At 36.9% G+C, this 19,800-nt stretch carries 24 protein-coding genes; 14 read left to right on the forward strand and 10 right to left on the reverse strand.

From position 1 onward, the window contains the following. The first annotated feature begins 159 nt into the window (after window positions 1-159). From VB264_RS21985 to VB264_RS22020, 8 genes are all read left to right on the forward strand, one after another. Window positions 160-1,200, forward strand: a complete 1,041-nt coding sequence (locus VB264_RS21985) for an agmatine deiminase family protein (RefSeq protein WP_323253046.1) — start codon at window positions 160-162, stop codon at window positions 1,198-1,200. A gap of 212 nt (window positions 1,201-1,412) precedes the next feature. Beyond that, on the forward strand, window positions 1,413-2,504 hold the full coding sequence (locus VB264_RS21990; protein ID WP_323253049.1) for a PorV/PorQ family protein: 1,092 nt from the start codon (window positions 1,413-1,415) through the stop codon (window positions 2,502-2,504). 218 nt (window positions 2,505-2,722) lie between these two features. After that, window positions 2,723-3,049 carry a hypothetical protein gene (locus VB264_RS21995; protein WP_323253051.1) on the forward strand — a complete coding sequence of 109 codons (327 nt, stop codon included), beginning with the start codon at window positions 2,723-2,725 and terminating at the stop codon, window positions 3,047-3,049. A gap of 96 nt (window positions 3,050-3,145) precedes the next feature. Beyond that, complete coding sequence (locus VB264_RS22000; protein ID WP_323253053.1) at window positions 3,146-3,469, forward strand: hypothetical protein; 324 nt, start codon at window positions 3,146-3,148, stop codon at window positions 3,467-3,469. 201 nt (window positions 3,470-3,670) lie between these two features. Further along, on the forward strand, window positions 3,671-3,934 hold the full coding sequence (locus tag VB264_RS22005; RefSeq protein ID WP_323253055.1) for a hypothetical protein: 264 nt from the start codon (window positions 3,671-3,673) through the stop codon (window positions 3,932-3,934). Next, a complete protein-coding gene (locus VB264_RS22010; RefSeq protein ID WP_323253058.1) occupies window positions 3,915-4,268 on the forward strand; it encodes a TraB/GumN family protein in 354 nt (117 codons plus the stop codon). The genes VB264_RS22005 and VB264_RS22010 overlap by 20 nt, the downstream gene beginning before the upstream one ends. A 200-nt stretch (window positions 4,269-4,468) precedes the next feature. Then, complete coding sequence (locus VB264_RS22015; RefSeq protein ID WP_323253060.1) at window positions 4,469-5,104, forward strand: PAS domain S-box protein; 636 nt, start codon at window positions 4,469-4,471, stop codon at window positions 5,102-5,104. A 313-nt stretch (window positions 5,105-5,417) separates the two neighbouring features. After that, entirely contained in the window at window positions 5,418-6,203 is a 786-nt protein-coding gene (locus VB264_RS22020) for a sulfite exporter TauE/SafE family protein (RefSeq protein ID WP_323253062.1), read from the forward strand. A gap of 16 nt (window positions 6,204-6,219) precedes the next feature. Here VB264_RS22020 and VB264_RS22025 read toward each other — a convergent pair whose 3' ends face one another. Further along, window positions 6,220-6,828: a class I SAM-dependent DNA methyltransferase gene (locus VB264_RS22025; protein ID WP_323253065.1), complete on the reverse strand. Its 609-nt coding sequence runs from the start codon at window positions 6,826-6,828 to the stop codon at window positions 6,220-6,222. A gap of 102 nt (window positions 6,829-6,930) precedes the next feature. After that, a complete protein-coding gene (locus VB264_RS22030; RefSeq protein ID WP_323253067.1) occupies window positions 6,931-7,224 on the reverse strand; it encodes a winged helix-turn-helix transcriptional regulator in 294 nt (97 codons plus the stop codon). Window positions 7,225-7,412: 188 nt separating this feature from the next. Between VB264_RS22030 and VB264_RS22035 the strand changes: the two genes are divergently transcribed. Beyond that, entirely contained in the window at window positions 7,413-8,354 is a 942-nt protein-coding gene (locus tag VB264_RS22035) for a DsbA family protein (RefSeq protein ID WP_323253069.1), read from the forward strand. Between the two features lie 404 nt (window positions 8,355-8,758). Here the strand turns inward: VB264_RS22035 and VB264_RS22040 are convergent, their stop codons facing one another. Then, a complete protein-coding gene (locus VB264_RS22040; protein ID WP_323253071.1) occupies window positions 8,759-9,406 on the reverse strand; it encodes a hypothetical protein in 648 nt (215 codons plus the stop codon). A gap of 58 nt (window positions 9,407-9,464) precedes the next feature. Beyond that, entirely contained in the window at window positions 9,465-10,313 is an 849-nt protein-coding gene (locus VB264_RS22045) for a leucine-rich repeat domain-containing protein (RefSeq protein WP_323253073.1), read from the reverse strand. Window positions 10,314-10,586: 273 nt separating this feature from the next. On the opposite strand from VB264_RS22045, the gene VB264_RS22050 reads away from it, so the two are divergent. Then, the gene (locus VB264_RS22050; protein WP_323253075.1) at window positions 10,587-11,180 is read left to right on the forward strand and encodes a hypothetical protein; all 594 of its coding nucleotides are present in this window, start codon (window positions 10,587-10,589) and stop codon (window positions 11,178-11,180) included. Window positions 11,181-11,210: 30 nt separating this feature from the next. Here VB264_RS22050 and VB264_RS22055 read toward each other — a convergent pair whose 3' ends face one another. Beyond that, complete coding sequence (locus VB264_RS22055; RefSeq protein ID WP_323253077.1) at window positions 11,211-11,543, reverse strand: DUF6984 family protein; 333 nt, start codon at window positions 11,541-11,543, stop codon at window positions 11,211-11,213. A 123-nt stretch (window positions 11,544-11,666) separates the two neighbouring features. Continuing rightward, entirely contained in the window at window positions 11,667-12,257 is a 591-nt protein-coding gene (locus tag VB264_RS22060; protein ID WP_323253079.1) for an aminotransferase class IV, read from the reverse strand. Window positions 12,258-12,295: 38 nt separating this feature from the next. Here VB264_RS22060 and VB264_RS22065 point away from each other — a divergent pair, with 38 nt between their 5' ends. After that, window positions 12,296-12,781 (forward strand): peptide deformylase, encoded by a 486-nt coding sequence (locus VB264_RS22065; protein ID WP_323253081.1) that lies wholly within the window; start codon window positions 12,296-12,298, stop codon window positions 12,779-12,781. 520 nt (window positions 12,782-13,301) lie between these two features. Here the strand turns inward: VB264_RS22065 and VB264_RS22070 are convergent. From VB264_RS22070 to mnmA, 3 genes are all read right to left on the reverse strand, one after another. Next, window positions 13,302-14,378 (reverse strand): alkene reductase, encoded by a 1,077-nt coding sequence (locus VB264_RS22070; protein ID WP_323253082.1) that lies wholly within the window; start codon window positions 14,376-14,378, stop codon window positions 13,302-13,304. Window positions 14,379-14,441: 63 nt separating this feature from the next. Further along, a complete protein-coding gene (locus VB264_RS22075; protein WP_309923973.1) occupies window positions 14,442-14,717 on the reverse strand; it encodes an ArsR/SmtB family transcription factor in 276 nt (91 codons plus the stop codon). A gap of 6 nt (window positions 14,718-14,723) precedes the next feature. Beyond that, a complete protein-coding gene (mnmA, locus tag VB264_RS22080) occupies window positions 14,724-15,860 on the reverse strand; it encodes a tRNA 2-thiouridine(34) synthase MnmA (RefSeq protein ID WP_309923976.1) in 1,137 nt (378 codons plus the stop codon). A gap of 541 nt (window positions 15,861-16,401) precedes the next feature. On the opposite strand from mnmA, the gene VB264_RS22085 reads away from it, so the two are divergent. From VB264_RS22085 to VB264_RS22095, 3 genes are all read left to right on the forward strand, one after another. Then, window positions 16,402-16,539 (forward strand): hypothetical protein, encoded by a 138-nt coding sequence (locus VB264_RS22085; protein WP_323253084.1) that lies wholly within the window; start codon window positions 16,402-16,404, stop codon window positions 16,537-16,539. Continuing rightward, entirely contained in the window at window positions 16,520-17,002 is a 483-nt protein-coding gene (locus VB264_RS22090; RefSeq protein WP_323253086.1) for a DUF6169 family protein, read from the forward strand. The genes VB264_RS22085 and VB264_RS22090 overlap by 20 nt, the downstream gene beginning before the upstream one ends. A 708-nt stretch (window positions 17,003-17,710) precedes the next feature. Then, a complete protein-coding gene (locus VB264_RS22095; protein ID WP_323253088.1) occupies window positions 17,711-18,433 on the forward strand; it encodes a beta/alpha barrel domain-containing protein in 723 nt (240 codons plus the stop codon). Window positions 18,434-18,632: 199 nt separating this feature from the next. Here VB264_RS22095 and miaA read toward each other — a convergent pair whose 3' ends face one another. Further along, the gene (gene miaA, locus VB264_RS22100) at window positions 18,633-19,556 is read right to left on the reverse strand and encodes a tRNA (adenosine(37)-N6)-dimethylallyltransferase MiaA (protein ID WP_323253090.1); all 924 of its coding nucleotides are present in this window, start codon (window positions 19,554-19,556) and stop codon (window positions 18,633-18,635) included. Window positions 19,557-19,800 lie beyond the last annotated feature (244 nt).

Consider the following 19,800-nt stretch of genomic DNA (forward strand, 5'->3'; position numbering starts at 1 on the left):
GATACTAGACGTAAGACTCAAGACACAAGATTTATTGTTTAAGGACTTGACACCGAAGGCAGATAGCCGAAATCTGACATCCGATAGCTTAAAGCTTAATGCCTAATGCTTACAGCTTTAAAGATAAATCCCTATTTTTGCACCTTAAAACAGACACAAATGCTTACTCCAAAATCACAAGGATACTTTTTTCCTGCCGAATGGCATCCACACGTAGCAACTTGGCTTACTTTTCCGCACAACGACCACTCTTGGCAAGGTGACAAACTAGCCAAAATGTACCCACAATATTTTAATTTTATCAAGGCGATTGCTAAAGGTGAAAAGGTTTGCTTGAATGTAAACGACGAAACCCTTAAATCGTTTATTTTGAATGAATTACCGAAATACGATATTGAACTTTCGCAAATAGAAATATTAGTAAACCCCACCAATGATGCTTGGTGCAGAGACCACGGTCCTGCGTTTTTGATAAACCCCGAAACCAAACAACGCATGATTGTGAATTGGGGATACAACGCTTGGGGCGGAAAATATCCTCCATTTGATGATGATAACAATTTGCCTACCAAAATTGCCGAATATCGTGGCTTGAATAGCGTAACACCGGGTATTATTATGGAAGGCGGGTCGGTAGAATTTAACGGAGCAGGCACAGTACTTACCAGTCGTTCATGTTTATTGAACCCCAATAGAAACCCACACCTTACACAAGCTCAGATAGAACAATACCTTTGTGATTTCTACGGACAAGAACAGGTGTTATGGGTAAATGATGGCATAGTAGGGGATGATACCGACGGTCATGTGGATGATACCGTTCGTTTTGTCAATGCCGATACCGTAGTTGCGGCTGTTGAATACGATAAAAATGATGATAACTACGAAGTATTGAACGATAATTTGGAGTTGTTAAAACAGATGCGTTTGGTAACCGGCAAACAACTGAATGTTGTAGAATTACCAATGCCCTCAGCAGTAGTGATTGATGAGTTCAGAACACCAGGCTCGTATGCTAACTTCTTGATAACCAATGCTGGCGTAATCGTGCCGACGTACCAATGCAAAAACGATGAGGTAGCGTTAGATATTCTCTCAGGACTTTTTACAGACCGCCCAGTAATTGGTTTAGATGCGACTGACATTATTTGGGGACAAGGCAGTTTTCACTGTTTGTCTCAGCAAGAACCAGCGGTTTAAACATCGGTAGGGACGAATTGCATTCGTCCTTTTCGTCGTCCTATTATTCGTTCGTCAAAAGGTCGTATGCAATACGACCCTACATTTTTTGTGAATTTAAGTCTATCACTAATTAATAAACGCTACAAAATTTACTAACTGCTTGTTCTTCAAAAATCATTGTTTCTCTACAGAAACATAATCCTGATAAAGGCAGCGTAAGCTATTAAACCATGAAAAAAACACTATTACTCTTTACGCTTATTGCTGGTTTTACACAATCAATAAAAGCACAAACGCAAACAGCAATAATCTCTATCCCAACGCCTGTGCACCAGTTTATGCTCATCAACATAGACCCCATGTCTGTTTCAATGGGTTATGGAGGAATGGCTCTTTTTACCGACGAAACAGCTACCTATCTCAACCCTGCCATGTTGGTACATTCGCCTAATAGAAGCGGTTTCTTTTTAACAGGGTCGAAGTTGCTACCTAAATTTATAGATGATATGTATCTCGTGAGAGGAGGTGGGTATTATCATTTGAATGAAAAAAGTGCATTATCAAGCAATTTGACGTTATTTAAACAACCCATTACCACTATAAGTAATATAGGGGTTCCTACGACATCTTCATCTATAAATTGGGGATGGGGAGTCAATTATACAAGACGCTTATCAAAACAAATATCAATGGCCGTGGGAGCAAAGTATTTACATGGTGATGTAACTACATCACCTGCTAATATTGACAGAGTTTCTAGTAATAATGTTGCTTTTGACATCAGTTTAGCGCATGTTGATACCGAAGTCTTTAAAAAATTCACTTTCAATTACGGACTTAATATTGCCAATATTGGCGAAAAAGTTAATACAGGTAACAAACAGTATGCTTTTTTGCCGACCAATTTAAAATTAGGCATAGCACCAAGTTATAAGTTGGATGTTAAAAATAAAGTTGCCTTTACAATAGATGCCGATAAACTGTTGGTACCCACCCCAACTGGAAATCATAACAACGATTCGGCCTTATTGGGAATGCTCACTTCGCTTTCAGATGCCTCTGGCGGACTCAGCGAAGAGCTAAAGGAAATTACTTGGTCGTTGGGAATGCAGTACACCTATGATGATTTTTTATTTTTTAGGATGGGCAAGTTTCTTGAATCCAAAGACAAAGGCAATCGAAGCTTTACAACGTTGGGTGCTGGGGTTATGATTAATAAATTAGTAAACGTTGATGTAGCTTATTCAATTGACGATAACGGCAGAATAGGCAATACACTGATGCTATCATTAGGTTTTAATTTTTCTAGGATTGAAAAATGACGTATGACATACGATTCGTTATTGTCAATAATAACTCGTGTACCAACAATAATACATTCAATAAATAGCGTAGGGACGAATTGCATTCGTCCTTTTCGTAGTCCTATTATTCACCCGCCAAAAGGTCGTATGCCATACGACCCTACTGATATATCCTAGAACTCAGGTCTTCCATCATGTCGTAGTGAAACAATTTAAACTGGTCTATATCACTAAAAATGAATGATAAATTATTTTTAAAAATTTACTTACCAGCCCTAGAAAAAGCCTTAGCCAATGATGATGTTGACGAAGGATATGATGTATTGTTGCCGATGGATTATATTGAAGACCAAACAATACTATCAGAAATAGAAAAATATGACAAAGAACACTATGACAAGTTTTACCTATTTTTCGAATTAGTTTATGGTTATTTTGATGCAAAAGCACATTGTTTTGAAAGCGTAGGTCAATATACAGTGGCTGAATACAGAGAAAAATTGGTTAAGTCTTTGGAAATGTATAAGGTGATTCTCACAATTCCAGATAATCCAGAAGAATAAATCTGCTATTAACATTTGTAGTATATTTCAATACTCCCCGAATAGATAAAACAGATATAGTAAAAAGTAAATAAACGCCACCATACTTACTCAATCATGAGAAGCACAGATATTTTTGCCATACTAAGTATTTACCTTGTACTTTCGGTGGTAGTGATATGCGTATTAATTAATAGAAAAATTTATTATTTCTTCAAGATAGAACAAAGTCGTCAAAACAGAGAAAAGCCTACTGGCTTAAAAAGCTTCTTTTGGGAGCATAATTTAGACACCGTTGATAAAACAATCTATTTATTTACCTTCCCAAGACAAAATCCAGATGACAGTCCACTCACAATTATGTATATTAAAATACATGCTTGGGTTGCGCGAATATTAATATTCATCATCTTAACTGATGTTTTGCTGATGATTTTTTAAATCAAACCTTATTAATATAAAAAAATAAAAATACTTGTATCATAATTATTGCTCTAGCTGTTTCAAGTTGATAAATTTGAAATAACAAGAGATAGGAAAAGTAGGGACGAATTGCATTCGTCCTTTTCGTCGTCCTATTATTCGTTCGCCAAAAGGTCGTATGCCATACGACCCTACAGATTCAAACTAATTATAATAGCTATGTCAAGGCAAGTAAAAAAATCCATTATACTCTTCCTTTTATTAGTCCCTGCACTAGCGACAGCCCAAAAAAAAGAATCGGTACTTTGGGAAATAACAGGTAACAACCTCCCGTCGGCATCCTATCTATTTGGCACTTTCCATACAGTAAGTTTTCAATTGATAGACAGCTTCCCTAAGCTAAAAAGCATCATTAGCAATTGTAAATATGGTGTATTTGAAAAGGCTGAAAATGCCATTGGCAATGTCAGCCCAAAAGTATGATTATAAAACAGCGGCAAAAACTTTAGTATATTTAATTGAGACCAAAGTGAATGTTAATCGCCTGATAAACATTAAAACGTTGGACGAAGCCCTCTACAAAAAATCTATGCAGGCAGACATGCGGTTGAATGAAGAACCAAAGGAAGAATGGATTAGAGAAGGCACGATAAAAAGGAATCAAATTTGGCTTCCTAAGATTATCAGTAAAACCAAAGAAGGCTCTTGCTTCATTGCCGTAGGACTTGGGCATTTACAATATAAAACTGGGTTAATTGCATTACTACGAGGTAAAGGTTATAAGGTAACATCGATAAAACTTAATAAAATTAAATAATGGCTGATAGCCTAATTTACATTTTCGACTAGTACACTAAAAATGTATTTTTCTTCATTCTAAATATTTAAAGACGATACTATGAACTAAACATCAACGTTGATAGTCTTATCTTGACAAACTTATTGATAAATATTTTACCTTATAAAATGAAAGACTCTCAGTTATTCAGTCTAAACACTGATATTAAAAGTAAAGTTATGAGCCACATACTGGATAATATGCCAGTATCTATCTTTGTAGTCGATATTCAACAGCAACGAAATGTCTTTACTAATCAACAGTACCACAAAGTACTTGGTTATGATTTCGCTGAAGAATTAGACACACTCGGTGAAGATTGTATATTTAGAATAGCCCCTCCTGAAGATATTGAAAACTTGTATAAATTCCTTGATATTTTAGCCACTTCTGTTGAAGATAAGTATCATAATTTAATAGCTAGGTGTTATTGTAAGAATGGATCATTCAAATGGTTTAAATGCTATATTACTACCCTAGAAAGAGAAGAGTCTGGTTTTCCTAAGCTTGTTTTAGGGCTTGCTCACGAAATTACGGCACAGATGGACGCAAGGGAAGAGCATTTAGAACATATACGCAGTATAGAAAAGGTATCATTCTTGCTGTCACATGAGCTTCGGCATGAGCATAGTAAAATTCTAAGTGTAATAGATTTTTCAAAAGAAACCGACATGATAGAAGTCTTAGACCTCCAGTGGCTCGCCAATAATATCTACAACAGTGCCGAAAGTATTGACCTTTCCATCCGTAGTATTTCACAACAATTAAATGCCATAAAAGAAGGGTTTGTGTCTCTTAATACTGCTGAATTGTAAGACAAATTATCACGAAGTCTTAGGCTTCGTGATACTGAGGTGTAAATTAGCACAAAACTATAGATAAATAAAAGTAGGGACGAATGGCATTCGTCCACCATGCAGGTCCAATATCGTGAATAAACAATGGCACAATCGCATTAAACCAATAATCTCTGTAACCAACAAAAATTCCCACAAAATAATCATAACTTTAGCCATGCAAAACGAATTATATAAGCCTTAAAATATAATTGTTTGCTGATAACTAACTGATTATTATTCAATGTATTACCGACTATATCTTTGATGTAGGTAGGTGCGATTTTAAAATATGCTACTAACCGATATTACACTCCAAACATTACTATTACTCTGTTGTTTTGCTTTTTTGGCAGGTTTTATAGATGCCATCGTTGGGGGAGGAGGACTCATTCAACTCCCAGCCTTATTGATTTTCCTGCCACATTATGCCATTCCTACCATTATGGGTACGCATAAATTAGCCTCAGTGTCGGGTACGTTGGTGTCGGCATCGCAATATGTACGGAAGGTAAAGGTGGATTGGAAGGTAATTGTACCAGCAATAATAATTACCAGTTTGTTCGCTTTGATGGGAGCAAGGTTAGTAACCTCCTTAGATAAAAACTTACTCAAACCCATTATTCTGGTATTGTTAGTCCTTGTGTTGATTTATACCTTTCTGAAAAAAGATTTGGGCACCGACCATACCCCTAAATATGATGGTAAAAAGTTTTTGATAGGTGCCTTACTCACAGGAGCCATCCTTGGTTTTTATGATGGTTTTTTCGGGCCAGGCATGGGCAGTTTCTTGATTTTTGCCTTTGTTTCTATTTTTGGATTAGACTTCCTCCATGCTTCCGCCTATGCTAAAATACTGAATTGTGCTTCCAATATTCCAGCGATTATCTTCTTTATGTCGTCGGGCGATGTACTTTTTCAAGTAGCCATTCCACTAGGCATTGCCAATATTGCAGGCTCGATAATAGGGACAAGGCTAGCATTATTAAAGGGCAGTTCTTTTGTAAGGATTTTCTTTCTGATAGTAGTAACGGCCGTTATCGCCAGATTTGGCTATGATATTTGGAAGACAGCCTAAAGGAATATTCTTCATATTAAGGTAAATACTGTGCCATCCAGACATTAGCATACCCACAATTGGGGTCGTTAATTACATGTTTCAGTACTTTAAAATGATGTTCATTCAATAGCCTTGCATACTCATGCGAATCTAAAGACGCATGGAATAAGTTTTCGCCACCATTCATGCCCCAAGCTTCGCCATGTTCTGTGCCAGTAGTGAAAAGTAAAATTCCATTAGGATTTAGGTGCTTTTGAAAAAGGGCAAACATCAATGGTTGGTCAGTGGCAGGAAGATGAAAGAAGCTATGCCACGCAATGATGGCATCGAATTGCTTATCTATATCCAACAAACGCATATCTTGTAAAATAAATGTTGTGGATGGGAAATTAGCCTTAGCAATATCGAGTATCTTGCTACTGGCATCTACGCCAACAACATGTAGGTTTTTACTAATAAGATATTCCAGCATGGGCTTTCCTGTTCCGCAACCCACATCTAAAACAGTGCCTTCAACAGGCAGACGCTGTATTAAATCGTCGAGATAAAGTTTTTCTATTAAACGATCATCTTTATTTTCAGCAAACCATGTAGCTATTTTGTTGTAAACCTCATAAACGTTATTTCTTTCTCCTTGTTCCATAGTAATTGAGCGATTTAGCAAAGGACAGTATCAGTAGCACGAGTTTTCAACTCGTACATTATTCCACGAGTTGAAAACTCGTGCTACTGATACTGCCCTTTGCTACGACAAAGTCTCTAACTGACGAAAGATAGGAATCAGTGATTCCCCTTTTTCAGACAAGGTATATTCTACATGCAAAGGCTTTAGCTTGATAACCATTTTATCTAACAATCCTTGTTCTTCTAACTCTTTCAGGGCAACTGCTATCGACTGCTTGTTCGAACCTTCTATTTGGCGGAGTAGTGAATTGAAACGGACAGGTCCTTCGAGCGCTTGGCGGAATATTTGTGGCTTCCATTTACCAGTTAGTATTTTTAAAAGTCCTTCGGCAGGGCAATTATTCTCAGGCTCCATGATTGTTTTTTTTAGTAGTCAGCTTTTTCTGACTAATTGATTGGTGTCTATATTGTGTTCAACTTTACAGCGAAATTACAACTTTAAAAGATAAAGAGGGCTTTAAAAAGGTAAAAGACTGCAAAAAGCAATCTGAGTGCCATTTTAATAACAACATTTTTAGCAACAACAAACTATTGACCTAAGAAATGATTGAAAATAGTAATCCACTTTTGTGTGACATCGAAAAAGGGATTTGTGAAATGCCTCACACATACAATACCGACGAACATCAAGATATTACCTCTAAACCTAAAAAAACTGTTAAGATAATCTATTTCACTGATCCTATTTGTTCTTCGTGTTGGGGTATAGAGCCTCAATTACGAAAACTTAAACTCGAATACGGAACGGACATTGAAATTGAGTACCGTATGGGTGGACTGCTCCCTAATTGGAATTATTTTAATAGTGGAGGCATCGCAAAGCCCTCTGATGTGGCACACCACTGGGACGAAGTAAGCGAGTATTATGATATGCCTATCGACGGCGACGTCTGGCTAGAAGACCCACTACATTCATCTTTTCCGCCTTCGGTAGCTTTCAAGGCCGCTCAGCTACAGGATGAAGCGAAGGCTGTGTTGTTTATGAGGAGGATTAGAGAAATGGTTTTTCTAGAAAAGAAAAATATCACTAATTGGGCACATCTTAGCTTGGCTGCTAACGAGGTAGGTTTGGATAGTCAACTATTGAAACATGATTATGAAACCCAAGCCAAAGAGTTGTTTCAGGAAGATTTAGCGTTGGCTCAAAAACTAGGCGTAAGGGGCTTCCCGACGTTGTTTTTCTCGGATGGTTCACACCAGAAAACACAAACAGTATATGGTTTCAGACCTTATCAAGCTTTTGAAAATGCCATATTAAATACATTTCCGAAAGCCACACAATATCAATATGATGCTAGCTGGATTTACTTATTTAACAAGTATCCACGCCTGACGACCCGAGAATTTGCAGAATTAAGTGGCAATACGAAGTCTGACAGCGAAAAATTATTACAACAGCTAACGAGACAAGGCAAACTCAGTAGAACAGACATTAAGAACGGGACAATCTGGACTATCAACAAAGACCAAACCCCAACGACATAACCTAATTATGAAAAGATTGAAATAGTTGTACCCTTCATACGTGCTTCAGACCTTCACTGGTTTGAAGCACTTTTGCTTTTTACGCTCGTTACCAGAGCTTATCCAACCTACACACTTCGTCAAACAAAAATCTGTAGCACGAGTTTTCAACTCGTGTATTATTTACTTACGAGTTGAAAACTCGTACTACATTCATCCTTCAATCCTAAAGTCTTATACTGGTCGTAGCGTCCGCTACGACCCCAAAGAAAAAAGAGCATCACGCTCGAATATGAATGTTTATTTCTAACTCATAAAGCGAGCGTGACGCTCTTTACTATCTTAGGTCGTAGCCGATGCTACGACCAGTTTGGGACAGTCTCAGACTTCAACAAGTAGTATGAAAAGCATTTGTCAAAACGAAATTATTTAAATTGTTGTCTCTTATCTTTTACAAAATTGATCATCCAAGTTTTATTATAACCACCATACTCATCTGTTTTAAAAGCTCTTCTATCTATTTCTACCCATTTTTTTTCACCAACTAGTTTTTGATATAATATAACTTCAATGTTAGTATTGGGTGTTGGATAATGATAGATTGTATTATGGTCTGCTACACTTTCTGTCAGGTATTTTTTATCTATAAAGAAAGCAAAAGAATTGAAATCTTTTAAACGGTTCTTATCTTGGTGTATTAATCTTTCATTAGCGATATCTATTGCGGAGCCACCAAGTAAAGTATCCTTTGCAAATCTTTTCATGTTTTCAAGCTTCCACCCTTCATCTCCATTTTTATAAAACATATATACAAATCCAATTCCAAATGTGTTATGCTTAGTTAATTCAATACTATACCTAAAATGATAACTTCCTGTCAAACTCATATCGTTGCCCTCTATCGAAGAAAAATCGATAGGGGAATAAGTAATATGAGTTGGCTTGCGGAGGGTATCTGTATGCAGCAATGTGTCTTTTTGATGAGATACTACATCTGTTCGCTCATTCTTGGATTGATTGCATGCTATATTCAAGTGAAATAGAACAGCTAGCAAAAAGTAATTAAATTTCATAATTAGCGGATATTTTATTTACAATAAATATAAGTAGTTTCAAGTTAATAAACATTTGTTATTTGCAAGTAATAAAAGCAGTAGAAGTATCTACAATCCAATCGGGGAAGCCACTACTATTGGCTACTCTACTCTTTGAGTAAGCTTTTTGAACATCGTCAACACAAATATTCATCCGTTGATTTTGAGTAGCATCAAGATGTGCGATTTGTGTGCTACTGCTTATATCTAAAGTAGTTAGTTTATTGAAGATACAGTCTATATGCTGTAACATAGTAAGCCCCGAAGTATTGAGGGTTTCTAACTGACAGTCAATAGCAAGAATAACTTTTAGTTTTTTGTAGGCCCTTAAATCAAGTGTTTTTATAGCATTATAACTACAACCAAACAGTTCAAGGTTTAAATTGGTTGAAATATCTATTTGGGTTAGCCCATCATTTATACACACCAAGGTTATTAATTTTACATTCTTACTAACATCTATACCAGCTATTAGATTATTATTGCTAACATCTAGGGTCTCTAATGCGATATTCTTGCTAACATCCAACTTAGTAAGGCGACTACTGTGGCAGTTGAGTTCTATCAGCTTAGGATTGTTTTGAACATTCAGTTTTTCGATTGGGTTGTTCGAACATTCAAGCAAAACCATATTTGCAAAGGCTTCGATACCCGTAAAATCTTTGATGTTTTTATCCTCTAAATATAATTTTTCTATGAGAAGGGCATCTTCAAGACTCATCTGTCCATTCAATATACCATCGTTATCCATTTTAGCATCAATCAATGCCTTTTCAAAATTTTTATCTGGAATGGCTACTGTTGGCTTAATATCTGCATCTTTTTTACAGCCATAAATAAAAAATAGTAATACAGTGTAGGTAAATAATCTAGGGAGTAGTTTCATCGTGTTGTTTTTATGTAGGAAATATTAAGTTAGCAAGGTAGTGTATTTTATGAAAAATTGAAATGTTTTAATATTAAAGTTTACGCCTTGCTTAGCGTAGTGTTTCACTACGTCATCGTGTCAGGCGTTTGTAGGACGCAGTGGCTAGTAGTACACTGAATACATCATTTGTCAAAAATATAAAATGCGTTGTATTTTTGCATTGTAACATTGCAGTACTCACTACGAGTGAAACACTACGCCAAGCGTCGGTTATATACAATAAAGAAATAAATGAAATCTATAAAATTAATTTTCGTATTGAATATTCTCTTTTTTTTTGCTGGAAATGCACAAAAAAAACTTTCTACCTGTGAGGATGTGAGTCTTAAAGGCTACATTATCAATCAATACAAAGAAAGTGAAATAATAGCGTCAAAAAATACATCAATTCATATGATTGATTTCTACTATAAATCTTATTTTATTCCAATACAGAATAGTTTAATTAATGACAAAACCATTGATTCCTTAAATGTAATAAATTATAAAGAAGGATTGTATTTTTTCCCTAATGCAAATACGGATGAATTCATTAGTAAATTCTGTGGTAATTTAAAAAAAGAATCCAATTTTATAAGAGCTAAAAAAGGATTAAATTCCTTCTTTCAGATTGTGAATAGAAAGGATGAATTTTTATATAAATTTGAATACTATGAATGTGAGGCTATTAAAACTTCAATTCCCAACACAGCAATAAATTCTTTTCTACTAAACATTCCTTACAATAAAAATTATGATAATCTTATATGTTTCTTTATTTATAGAGATGTCATAAAAGAAGAAATTAAGGAAATTGCTAATGAGAAATTTTTAAAAGTCAAATAACACCTGCTGGTTCAAGTGTTAATCGAAGCGTCACTTGTAACTAGAAGGCAAACTAATCAATGAAGAATAGTCCGTTTTCCAAATATCAAGTTCGAATAATTTTCCTTTTTTATCTACATTCAAAGAAGCTATCACAGTCGTACCATCATCGTCGAAGAATAAATATTCACTAATTTTTCCTCCAAACTGACGTTCTTCGGGTATTATTCCTTCGGGGTATAAGGTAAGGCTTCCCATTCCTCCATCATTCATGGGTGATACTAACAACTTTTCTTCCCAATCATCAGAAATAGTTACAGAGGCTTTTGAAATCAAATGTGCTAAAAGCTTTTCTTCTTTAGGTAAGGCTTTCCTGATATTCATAGAATCGTGTATATATGTTTACAACAATTAGTGATTTTCATTTATCTGTACCACGAAGTCAGAGACTTCTGTAGTACGAGTTTTCAACTCGTATATTATTTACTCACGAGTTGGAAACTCGTGCTACTGATACGATAAATTTACTGCTACGCTTAAATCTAAATCCCTAAAAGTATTTATTAAACATACTTTCTGAAAAGTACTTAGGTCGGTAGTTTTGATGATTCTTTTTTTTACCAAGCCTTTATCCAATAATTGCTGTCGGCGAGTGCCTTTTAATAGGGGAGTGGCAGGGACGAACCATTCCGTACCGTCATAAAAAGCTAAACAGGCTATCGTACAGTCAGTTATCAGTCCATTTTGTACAATGATTACTTCGTCCGCATCTGGATATTGTTGTAGCAAATCGGTAAAAACCTGTCGATTGGCGTATTTATGGGAATAGTCTATCGTTGGGACATCTACCACCTGTAAATGCCTAATATCTTTAAAAATATAAGGAGCAAAAGTGATTTCCTGAATATTTTCTTCATACAATACCCTACAACGCACGGTGCCAGTGAGATAATCTGCTGGAATCTGGATGATGTCTTCTAGCTTTACTGCGGTATCTATTTGGAATAATGCCTTGCGAGAAGCATTAAATCGCTGATTATGATAGGCTATATGCTTAAATTTCCCGTCTTTGATTTGTATCGTCTCTAATAATTGCATAGCTTGTAAACATCTGTTCGTCAATCAACCTCAAAGATATGAAACATCTGAATGATTTATTGTTACTTGGTGACCCACGTTTGTATGAAATATCGAAACCTATCACCCATGACGAGCTACCACTTGTGAAAGAATGGGTAGCCGATTTGCATAATGTGATGGAGGAAATCAGGACAAAATACCATTTTGGTCGGGCTATTGCTGCGCCACAATTGGGGATTATGAAACGCCTGATTTATATGAACATCGATAAACCCATGGTGTTTATCAACCCTGTTTTTGAGAATGTCAGTGAAGAGATGTTTGAACTTTGGGATGATTGCATGAGTTTCCCCAACCTGTTGATAAAGGTAAAAAGACATAGGTCGCTAACGATAAATTATTTAAACGAAAATTGGCAGTTACAGACTTGGCACATGGAAGATGCCCTCTCTGAACTTTTACAACATGAATACGACCATCTGAATGGCGTTTTATGTACCATGAGAGCCGTGGATGACAAGGCTTATAAGTGGAGAGCTTAGGGAGTGTTGAGTTTTGAGTGCGGAGTGCGGAGTGATTTCTTGTCATTCCTCACTCAAAACTCAACATTCAAAACTCCACTCACTCTCCTCTCTCCTCGAAGTCTCTGACTTCGTGGCTCAGATAAGTGACAATCTGTGATTGTCAAGCGTAGAACAACATTACTTCTCAAAGTAATAGTTATAACAACTAGCATTTTACGTTCAGAGAACGTTTTTATCCATCGTTCGATTTGCCCTTCGGAACAAATCGAACAGCGAGACCTACTGATTACCCACATCTTTTAAAAAGTTGAAATGGAAATGTTATTATTGATTAAATTAGCTTAAATGTACATAAATAGTCTTTAAAACCAAGCGTTGAAGCCCTCATCTCTAGCGAGGGACTTAAGTCCCTCGCTAGAGATAATTACCTGATTATTAATAATTTACAAACTTATGGGTAATCAGTAGGATTTAAGTCCCTCGCTAAAGATAAACTATTGAAAAAAAGTACTAACTCCGCACTCAAAACTCATCACTCTTAAAGTGCTGGATAATCAATAAACCCTTCATCCCCAGCCGAATAGAACAAATCAGGATTAGCCGTTGCTAGTTCAGCACCTTGTTTTAAACGTTCTACCAAATCAGGATTAGCAATAAATGGACGACCTATCGCAATTAAATCTGCTATGCCCGACTCCAAATCAGCTTCCGCACGAGCAACATCATATCCGCCAGACAAAATAAGCGTGCCTTTGAATGCCGCACGAATATTATCGACCACCGTTTTAGAAACTGCTGGCGCTCCCATTGACGAATGGTCAACCAAGTGAGTATATACTACGCCTATTTCATTTAGTTTTTCTGCAATGTATTGATAATCAGTATCAATGGTATCAAAAAAGCCAACATCATTAAAAGCTCCATAAGGTGAAAGACGCACACCTACTTTTTCTTTACCGATAGCCTCCACCGTTTGAGCCGCTATTTCTAATAAAAACTTAGCGCGACCTGCAATATCACCACCATACTCATCTGTACGAAGATTAGATTTTGTATTGATAAACTGGTCAATCAAATAACCGTTTGCTCCGTGAATTTCTACGCCATCAAAACCTGCTTCAATAGCGTTTTTAGCTGCTTGAACATATTCCAAAATGGTCAATTTGATACCATCAATCGTCAGAGCCAAAGGCGTAGGTTGTGCTTGCATCCCCTCTGTGTCTGTCCACATTTGCCCAGCCGCCGCTACAGCCGATGGCGCTACGATGGTTGCTCCCTCAGGCATATTCGCAGGGTGTGCTATACGACCACAGTGCATCAATTGAATAAATATTTTTCCACCTTTTTCATGCACCGCACTGGTTACTGCTTTCCAACCTGCGATTTGCTCGGCCGAAAAAATCCCTGGAATACGGGCATACCCCAAGCCATTGGGCGATGGCGAAGTACCTTCTGTAATGATTAATCCTGCTGACGCACGTTGTGCATAATAAGTAACTACTGATGCGGTAGGAATGTTGCCGATAGCTCTAGAGCGAGTCATGGGTGCCATTACGATATGATTGGCTAATTCAATGTTGCCAAGTTTGGCAGAAGAGAATAATTGATAACTCATCGTTGTTTTTTTTAGATTGCTAATACATCGAAACTTTTCGATACGTTAACAAGTCAAAAACACCTAAGAAAGTTCCTGAAAAAAGGCTGAAAGTTTTTTGAAATTCTCGCGGTTCAAGGAAATTTTATGGAATTTTCCCTCTTTTTTAGATTCCACCAATTCGCTTTCAATCAATAGGGCGATATGGTGTGAACAGGTAGATTGAGAGAGACCAATCAATTCTTGAACATCACGACAACACATTTCTCCTTTTTGGGATAACTCCAACAGGATTTTTAGCCGATAACTATCAGCGATTGCACTGGTGCTTTTTTCAATAAATTGAGTGGTCTCCTGCATGTTTTATTAGTTTACTTCAGCCATAAAAATACCTGAAGTAGCATCTTGTTTGAACGATTTCATAATCCAACCGCCACCTACTACGTCGTCTCCTTCATAAAAAACCGCTGCTTGCCCAGGAGCAATTCCCGAAACAGCGTCATGAAAATGAGCCTTTATTTTGTTGCCTTCTTGCCAAATAGTAGCGGGCGTACCAGCATCTTTGTAGCGTACTTTGGTGATGGTTTCTATCGGATTATCGATAGAGGCATATTTTGATAAGTTCAATTGCCCTACTACCATGCCGTCTCTTTCCAAGTCTTTATCACGCCCCAACACTACTTCGTTGGTTTCTTTTCTGATTTCGGTCACAAAAGCTGGATAGCCCAAGGCGATGCCCAAGCCTTTGCGTTGACCGATGGTATAAAACGGGTAGCCTTCGTGTTTGCCCAATATTTTGCCGTCGGTATCCAAAAAATTACCGCCTTTTACCCTTTCTTCTAAGCCTTCTACTCTTCTTTTGATAAAACCACGGTAGTCGTTGTCAGGTACAAAACAGATTTCGTAGCTTTCAGATTTATTCACCAAATCCATGAACCCTCTTTCAGTAGCCATTTCTCTGATGCGTGCTTTGGTGAGGTGTCCTAAAGGCAATTTTGTACGTGCCAGACTTTCTTGCGAAACGCCCCAAAGTACATAGCTTTGGTCTTTCCAAGTATCAGCCCCTTTTGAAATGATATGTCTGCCGTTTTCTTCACGGATATTAGCATAGTGACCAGTAGCGATAAATTCGCAATCTAATTTATCGGCTCTACGCAAAAGTGCATCCCATTTGATGTGGGTATTACACATTACGCATGGGTTGGGTGTACGCCCTTCGATGTATTCGCCCGTAAAGTAATCAATGACGGCATCGCCAAATTCATTACGGATATCTAAAATATAATGTGGAAAACCGAGTGATACCGCCACGTTGCGGGCATCGTTGATAGAGTCAAGAGAACAGCAGCCTGTTTCTTTTTTGGTGCCACCCGACGAGGCATAGTCCCAAGTTTTCATCGTCATTCCAACTACTTCGTAGCCTTCTTCATGTAGCATAACTGCTGCTACCGAACTGTCGATACCGCCACTCATGGCGACTAATATTCTTCCGTGTTTGCTCATTGCACTGCTCAGGTTCAAGGCCTGACGTTTTAAGGGTTTATTTTTTAAGTGATTGGTAATTTAATTAGTAATTAGTGATTGGTAATTAGTGATTAGTTGTGCTTTGTGCTTGCCTAAAATAGGTTCTTCATCCTTGTTGGTCTAGGCGACCCAGTAAAAACACCAACAAAGGCTGAAAAATTCTAATCACTATTAACCAATCACTAATTACTATGTCACAAATTTACAATAATATTCAACATCATTTCTGATTTTTTGGTTCGGGATAGGAATTGTGAGTTAGTGATTGAGTGAGTTAGTGAATTGTGAATTGTGGTGTGTAGTCGCTGTAACCCGTGTTCTGTGGCACACAGAACACCATACTTGCCAATTTTGAATGATAAAATTATAGTTATGAATATTTTTTTGTAGTCTGTGTGCGACAGACCACGGGTTAGAAAGTTTAAACAGCTTCTATAATAAAAACTGATACAAATTGTTAGAATTAACAACAAATTGTTAATTTTGTACATAAAATATTGTGTACGAAACATATACTATTATGGAAAATACAACAAAAATTAGAAAGCCAATGCCTGAAGATTTTAAAAAGGCATTAGAAGAAAAAAAAGAGCTTATAAGAAAAGTAAGAGCAGGAGAGCTAGATTATTTAAAAGGGAATGTCATCAAAACGATATAATCCATATCAGATAAATATTTTAGAACAAACTCAGAATGGGTTTGTTTTTTATTTTAAAACAGCCCATGAAATAGAGTATATTGCTTCATTCAAAAAAGCGGATTATTATTTCACTGAAGACTGCCATCAACGGTTTAATGTCTATGATTTTACACTTATTAATCAACAAGACTTACAAAAGACAAAAGACTTTAGAATTAAGGATACGATTCATAAGATGATAGACTATTTTATGAAAGAAAATGGTCACGCCATTGTATATATATGCGATGGACTTGATGATAAAGCAGAAGCAAGACATAGGTTATTTCAATGGTGGTACGCATCATTTGCTACTGACGAATATCAAGCACATTTCAGAAAAATTGAGTTTGAAGGGTATGATAATTATGTAGGAATCTTATCATTAAAAGAAGATATGGGATTCGAGAGCTATGTAAATTGGTTAGAAATCGTTGGATAAAAAGCTTAGTACTCATATCAGGTATCCGAAAGCTAAACCGTGTTCTGTGGTACACAGAACACCATACTTGCCAATTTTGAATGATAAAAATCATTGATATGAATATTTTTTTTGTAGTCTGTGTGCGACAGACCACGGTTTAGATTACCCCATTGTGCAATAGGCTGAATGCAATTCAGCCCTACATTTATTCGCCGTTGATTTCTATGACAAAAACAAGGAAAAATTAGCGGAATTTTGCTCGCTTTGCTGGTCAATGTGACCCCGTAAAAATACCAACAAAGGCAGAAAAATATTGTTTATCCGTACACTAACATGTAATTTTGTCCCATCAGATATGCTGAAAAGGTATTGTATGCAGAAAAAAGTATTTTTTTAGGACAAACTCAAAACGGGTTTGTTTTTTATTTTAGATATTCTTCTTATTGAAGCAGTATTATTAAGGTCTAGTCCTTTCTATTAGCGGGTGACTTAAGTCACCCGCTAATAGAAAATGATTTTTTTCGCCCTTAATGGTCTAGGCGACCCCGTAATAGCTACAAAGACAAAAAGAATAAACCCCTTATCCCTAGCGAGGGACTTAAGTCCCTCGCTAGGGAGTAACACTAGAAAAGCGGTAAGGGAAAAGCTGTAATAAGGAACATAAACCGTGTTCTGTGGCACACAGAACACCATACTTGCCAATTTTGAATGATAAAAATCATTGATATGAATATTTTTTGTGTTCTGTGTGCCACAGACCACGGTTTATTCAAATCCAAATGCCCAAAGCAGATTGCTGAAAGCCGACGACCAAAAGCCGACAGCAATAATAAAAGCCATATAAAAATTATGCTTAAAACAACCGTAAAAGTATCAATGTTAAATAACCTCTCTGACGCACGCTATTGTGCAGGAATGGGAGTAGACCTGTTGGGTTTTTCGATGGATAAACTTGACTTTGACAAATATAAAGAAATGCGTGGCTGGTTGGCTGGCGTACAAGTAGTGGGCGAAACTGACACTAACGACGTAGCTAAAATCGCTGAATTGGCAGAAACCTTTCAGCCTGATTATCTACAAGTAAGTGCTTGGGAAAACTTAGCAGAGATTCAAAGAATAAACTTGCCTATCATCCTGAAAGTGGATTTTGCTACAGCAAACCTTCCTGCATTGTTTCAGACAACCAAAGGAATGGTTGAATACTTTTTATTAGAAAGTTCGGATGAGTTTGGCGTAATAGATGATGCCACCCTGAGTCAGATTGACGCATGGTCGTTTCAATACCCAATACTGTTAGGTTTTGGCGTAAAGGAATCAAACATAAATGACCTTTTAGAACAAACCCAACTGAAAGGATTTGCCCTAAAAGGTAATGACGAAATCAGACCAGGTTTTGGAGATTTCGACGAACTAATGAATATTCTTGAGCTACTTGAAACTGATGATTAGTTTTTCATAGGATATTTGTCATCTCTATGCGTACTTACTTTGAAAGATAGGTATACTCCCATACCTAATAACATGAATGATAGAATTGCTAGTGCCATAACGGTAGATATTTGATGTTAAGTTCAGGTTTATTTTCTTACATTAAGTACGTAAAAAAACTATGCCTTAGATTTAGATTTCGAGTAAAAATAGATGAAAACTATTGAAAGTCAGCAATTTCCCTTAGAATAGTGTCTATATTTTTATTAAACGGTAGTTCTGGACTTAACCAGTTGATTATTAGACCGTTGTTTTCCATCTTTCTAAAGTAGGTCATCTGTCGTTTGGCGAACTGATGGATGGCTACCTTTAGCTTCTCAAACATGGTTTGGTAGTCTGTTTCTCCATTGAGATATTGGGTGATAAACTTATATTCTAGTCCATAAAAAATCAGTTTTTCGGCTGGAATTCCCTTGGCTAATAGTGTTTGTACTTCTGCTATCATGCCGTTGGCTAAACGGTTTGTTAGGCGTTTGGTGATGCGTTCGCGTCGGAGTTCTACGCTTGGGTTGATGCCAAAAATAATGGCTTTTGGAACATTTTGGGGCGTAATTTTAAAATCAGGGTTGTTTTTCAGGAATAGATTAATCTCGATAGCCCTGATTAATCTCTTTTTTGTTGAAGTATCCGACTTCTCTGAATAGATACTTTTATGCGCTTCAAAAATGCTAAGTAGCTCTTCTATAGACTTTTCCAGTAATTTTTCTCTAGCGGGCAAGTCTATCGGAATCGCCGTAAATTCATAGCCTTTCAGTACGGCCTCTAAATACATCCCCGACCCTCCGCACAGAATCGGTGTTTTGCCTCGCTGCAAAATATCGTTGTAGGCTTGCTGAAAATCTTGTTGAAATTGATAAATATGATAGCTTTCGCCCGCATCGATAATATCGATAAGGTGATGTGGAATTTTTTTCCCTTGAATTTCAAATTCGTCCAAATCTTTACCCGTACCAATGTCCATTCCTCGATATACCTGTCGAGAATCCGCACTGATAATTTCACCATCAATGATATGAGCGAGCTGTACAGCCAAATGCGTTTTTCCACTAGCAGTTGGACCGAGTATGACGATTAGTGGAGGCATTAGTTGTGAGTGAGTGATTGAGTGAGTTAGTGAGTTGTGATTGAGTGAGTTGTGAGTTAGTGATTATGTTTAAAGGCTGTAAGCATTAAGCTATTGGTTGTCGGTATTTTAAGTCCTAACCTTTCCTATTAGCGGGTGACTTAAGTCCTACTGATTACCCATAAGTATTGATGTTATATATTTCTTTAATAGTTTGAAATTTTTGGAATCCTCTCCACAGTGTAACACATCCCAAGGGTCTGTT

The sequence above is a fragment of the Arcicella aquatica genome (genome assembly GCF_034928825.1).
In the GTDB taxonomy this organism is placed as follows: domain Bacteria; phylum Bacteroidota; class Bacteroidia; order Cytophagales; family Spirosomataceae; genus Arcicella; species Arcicella aquatica.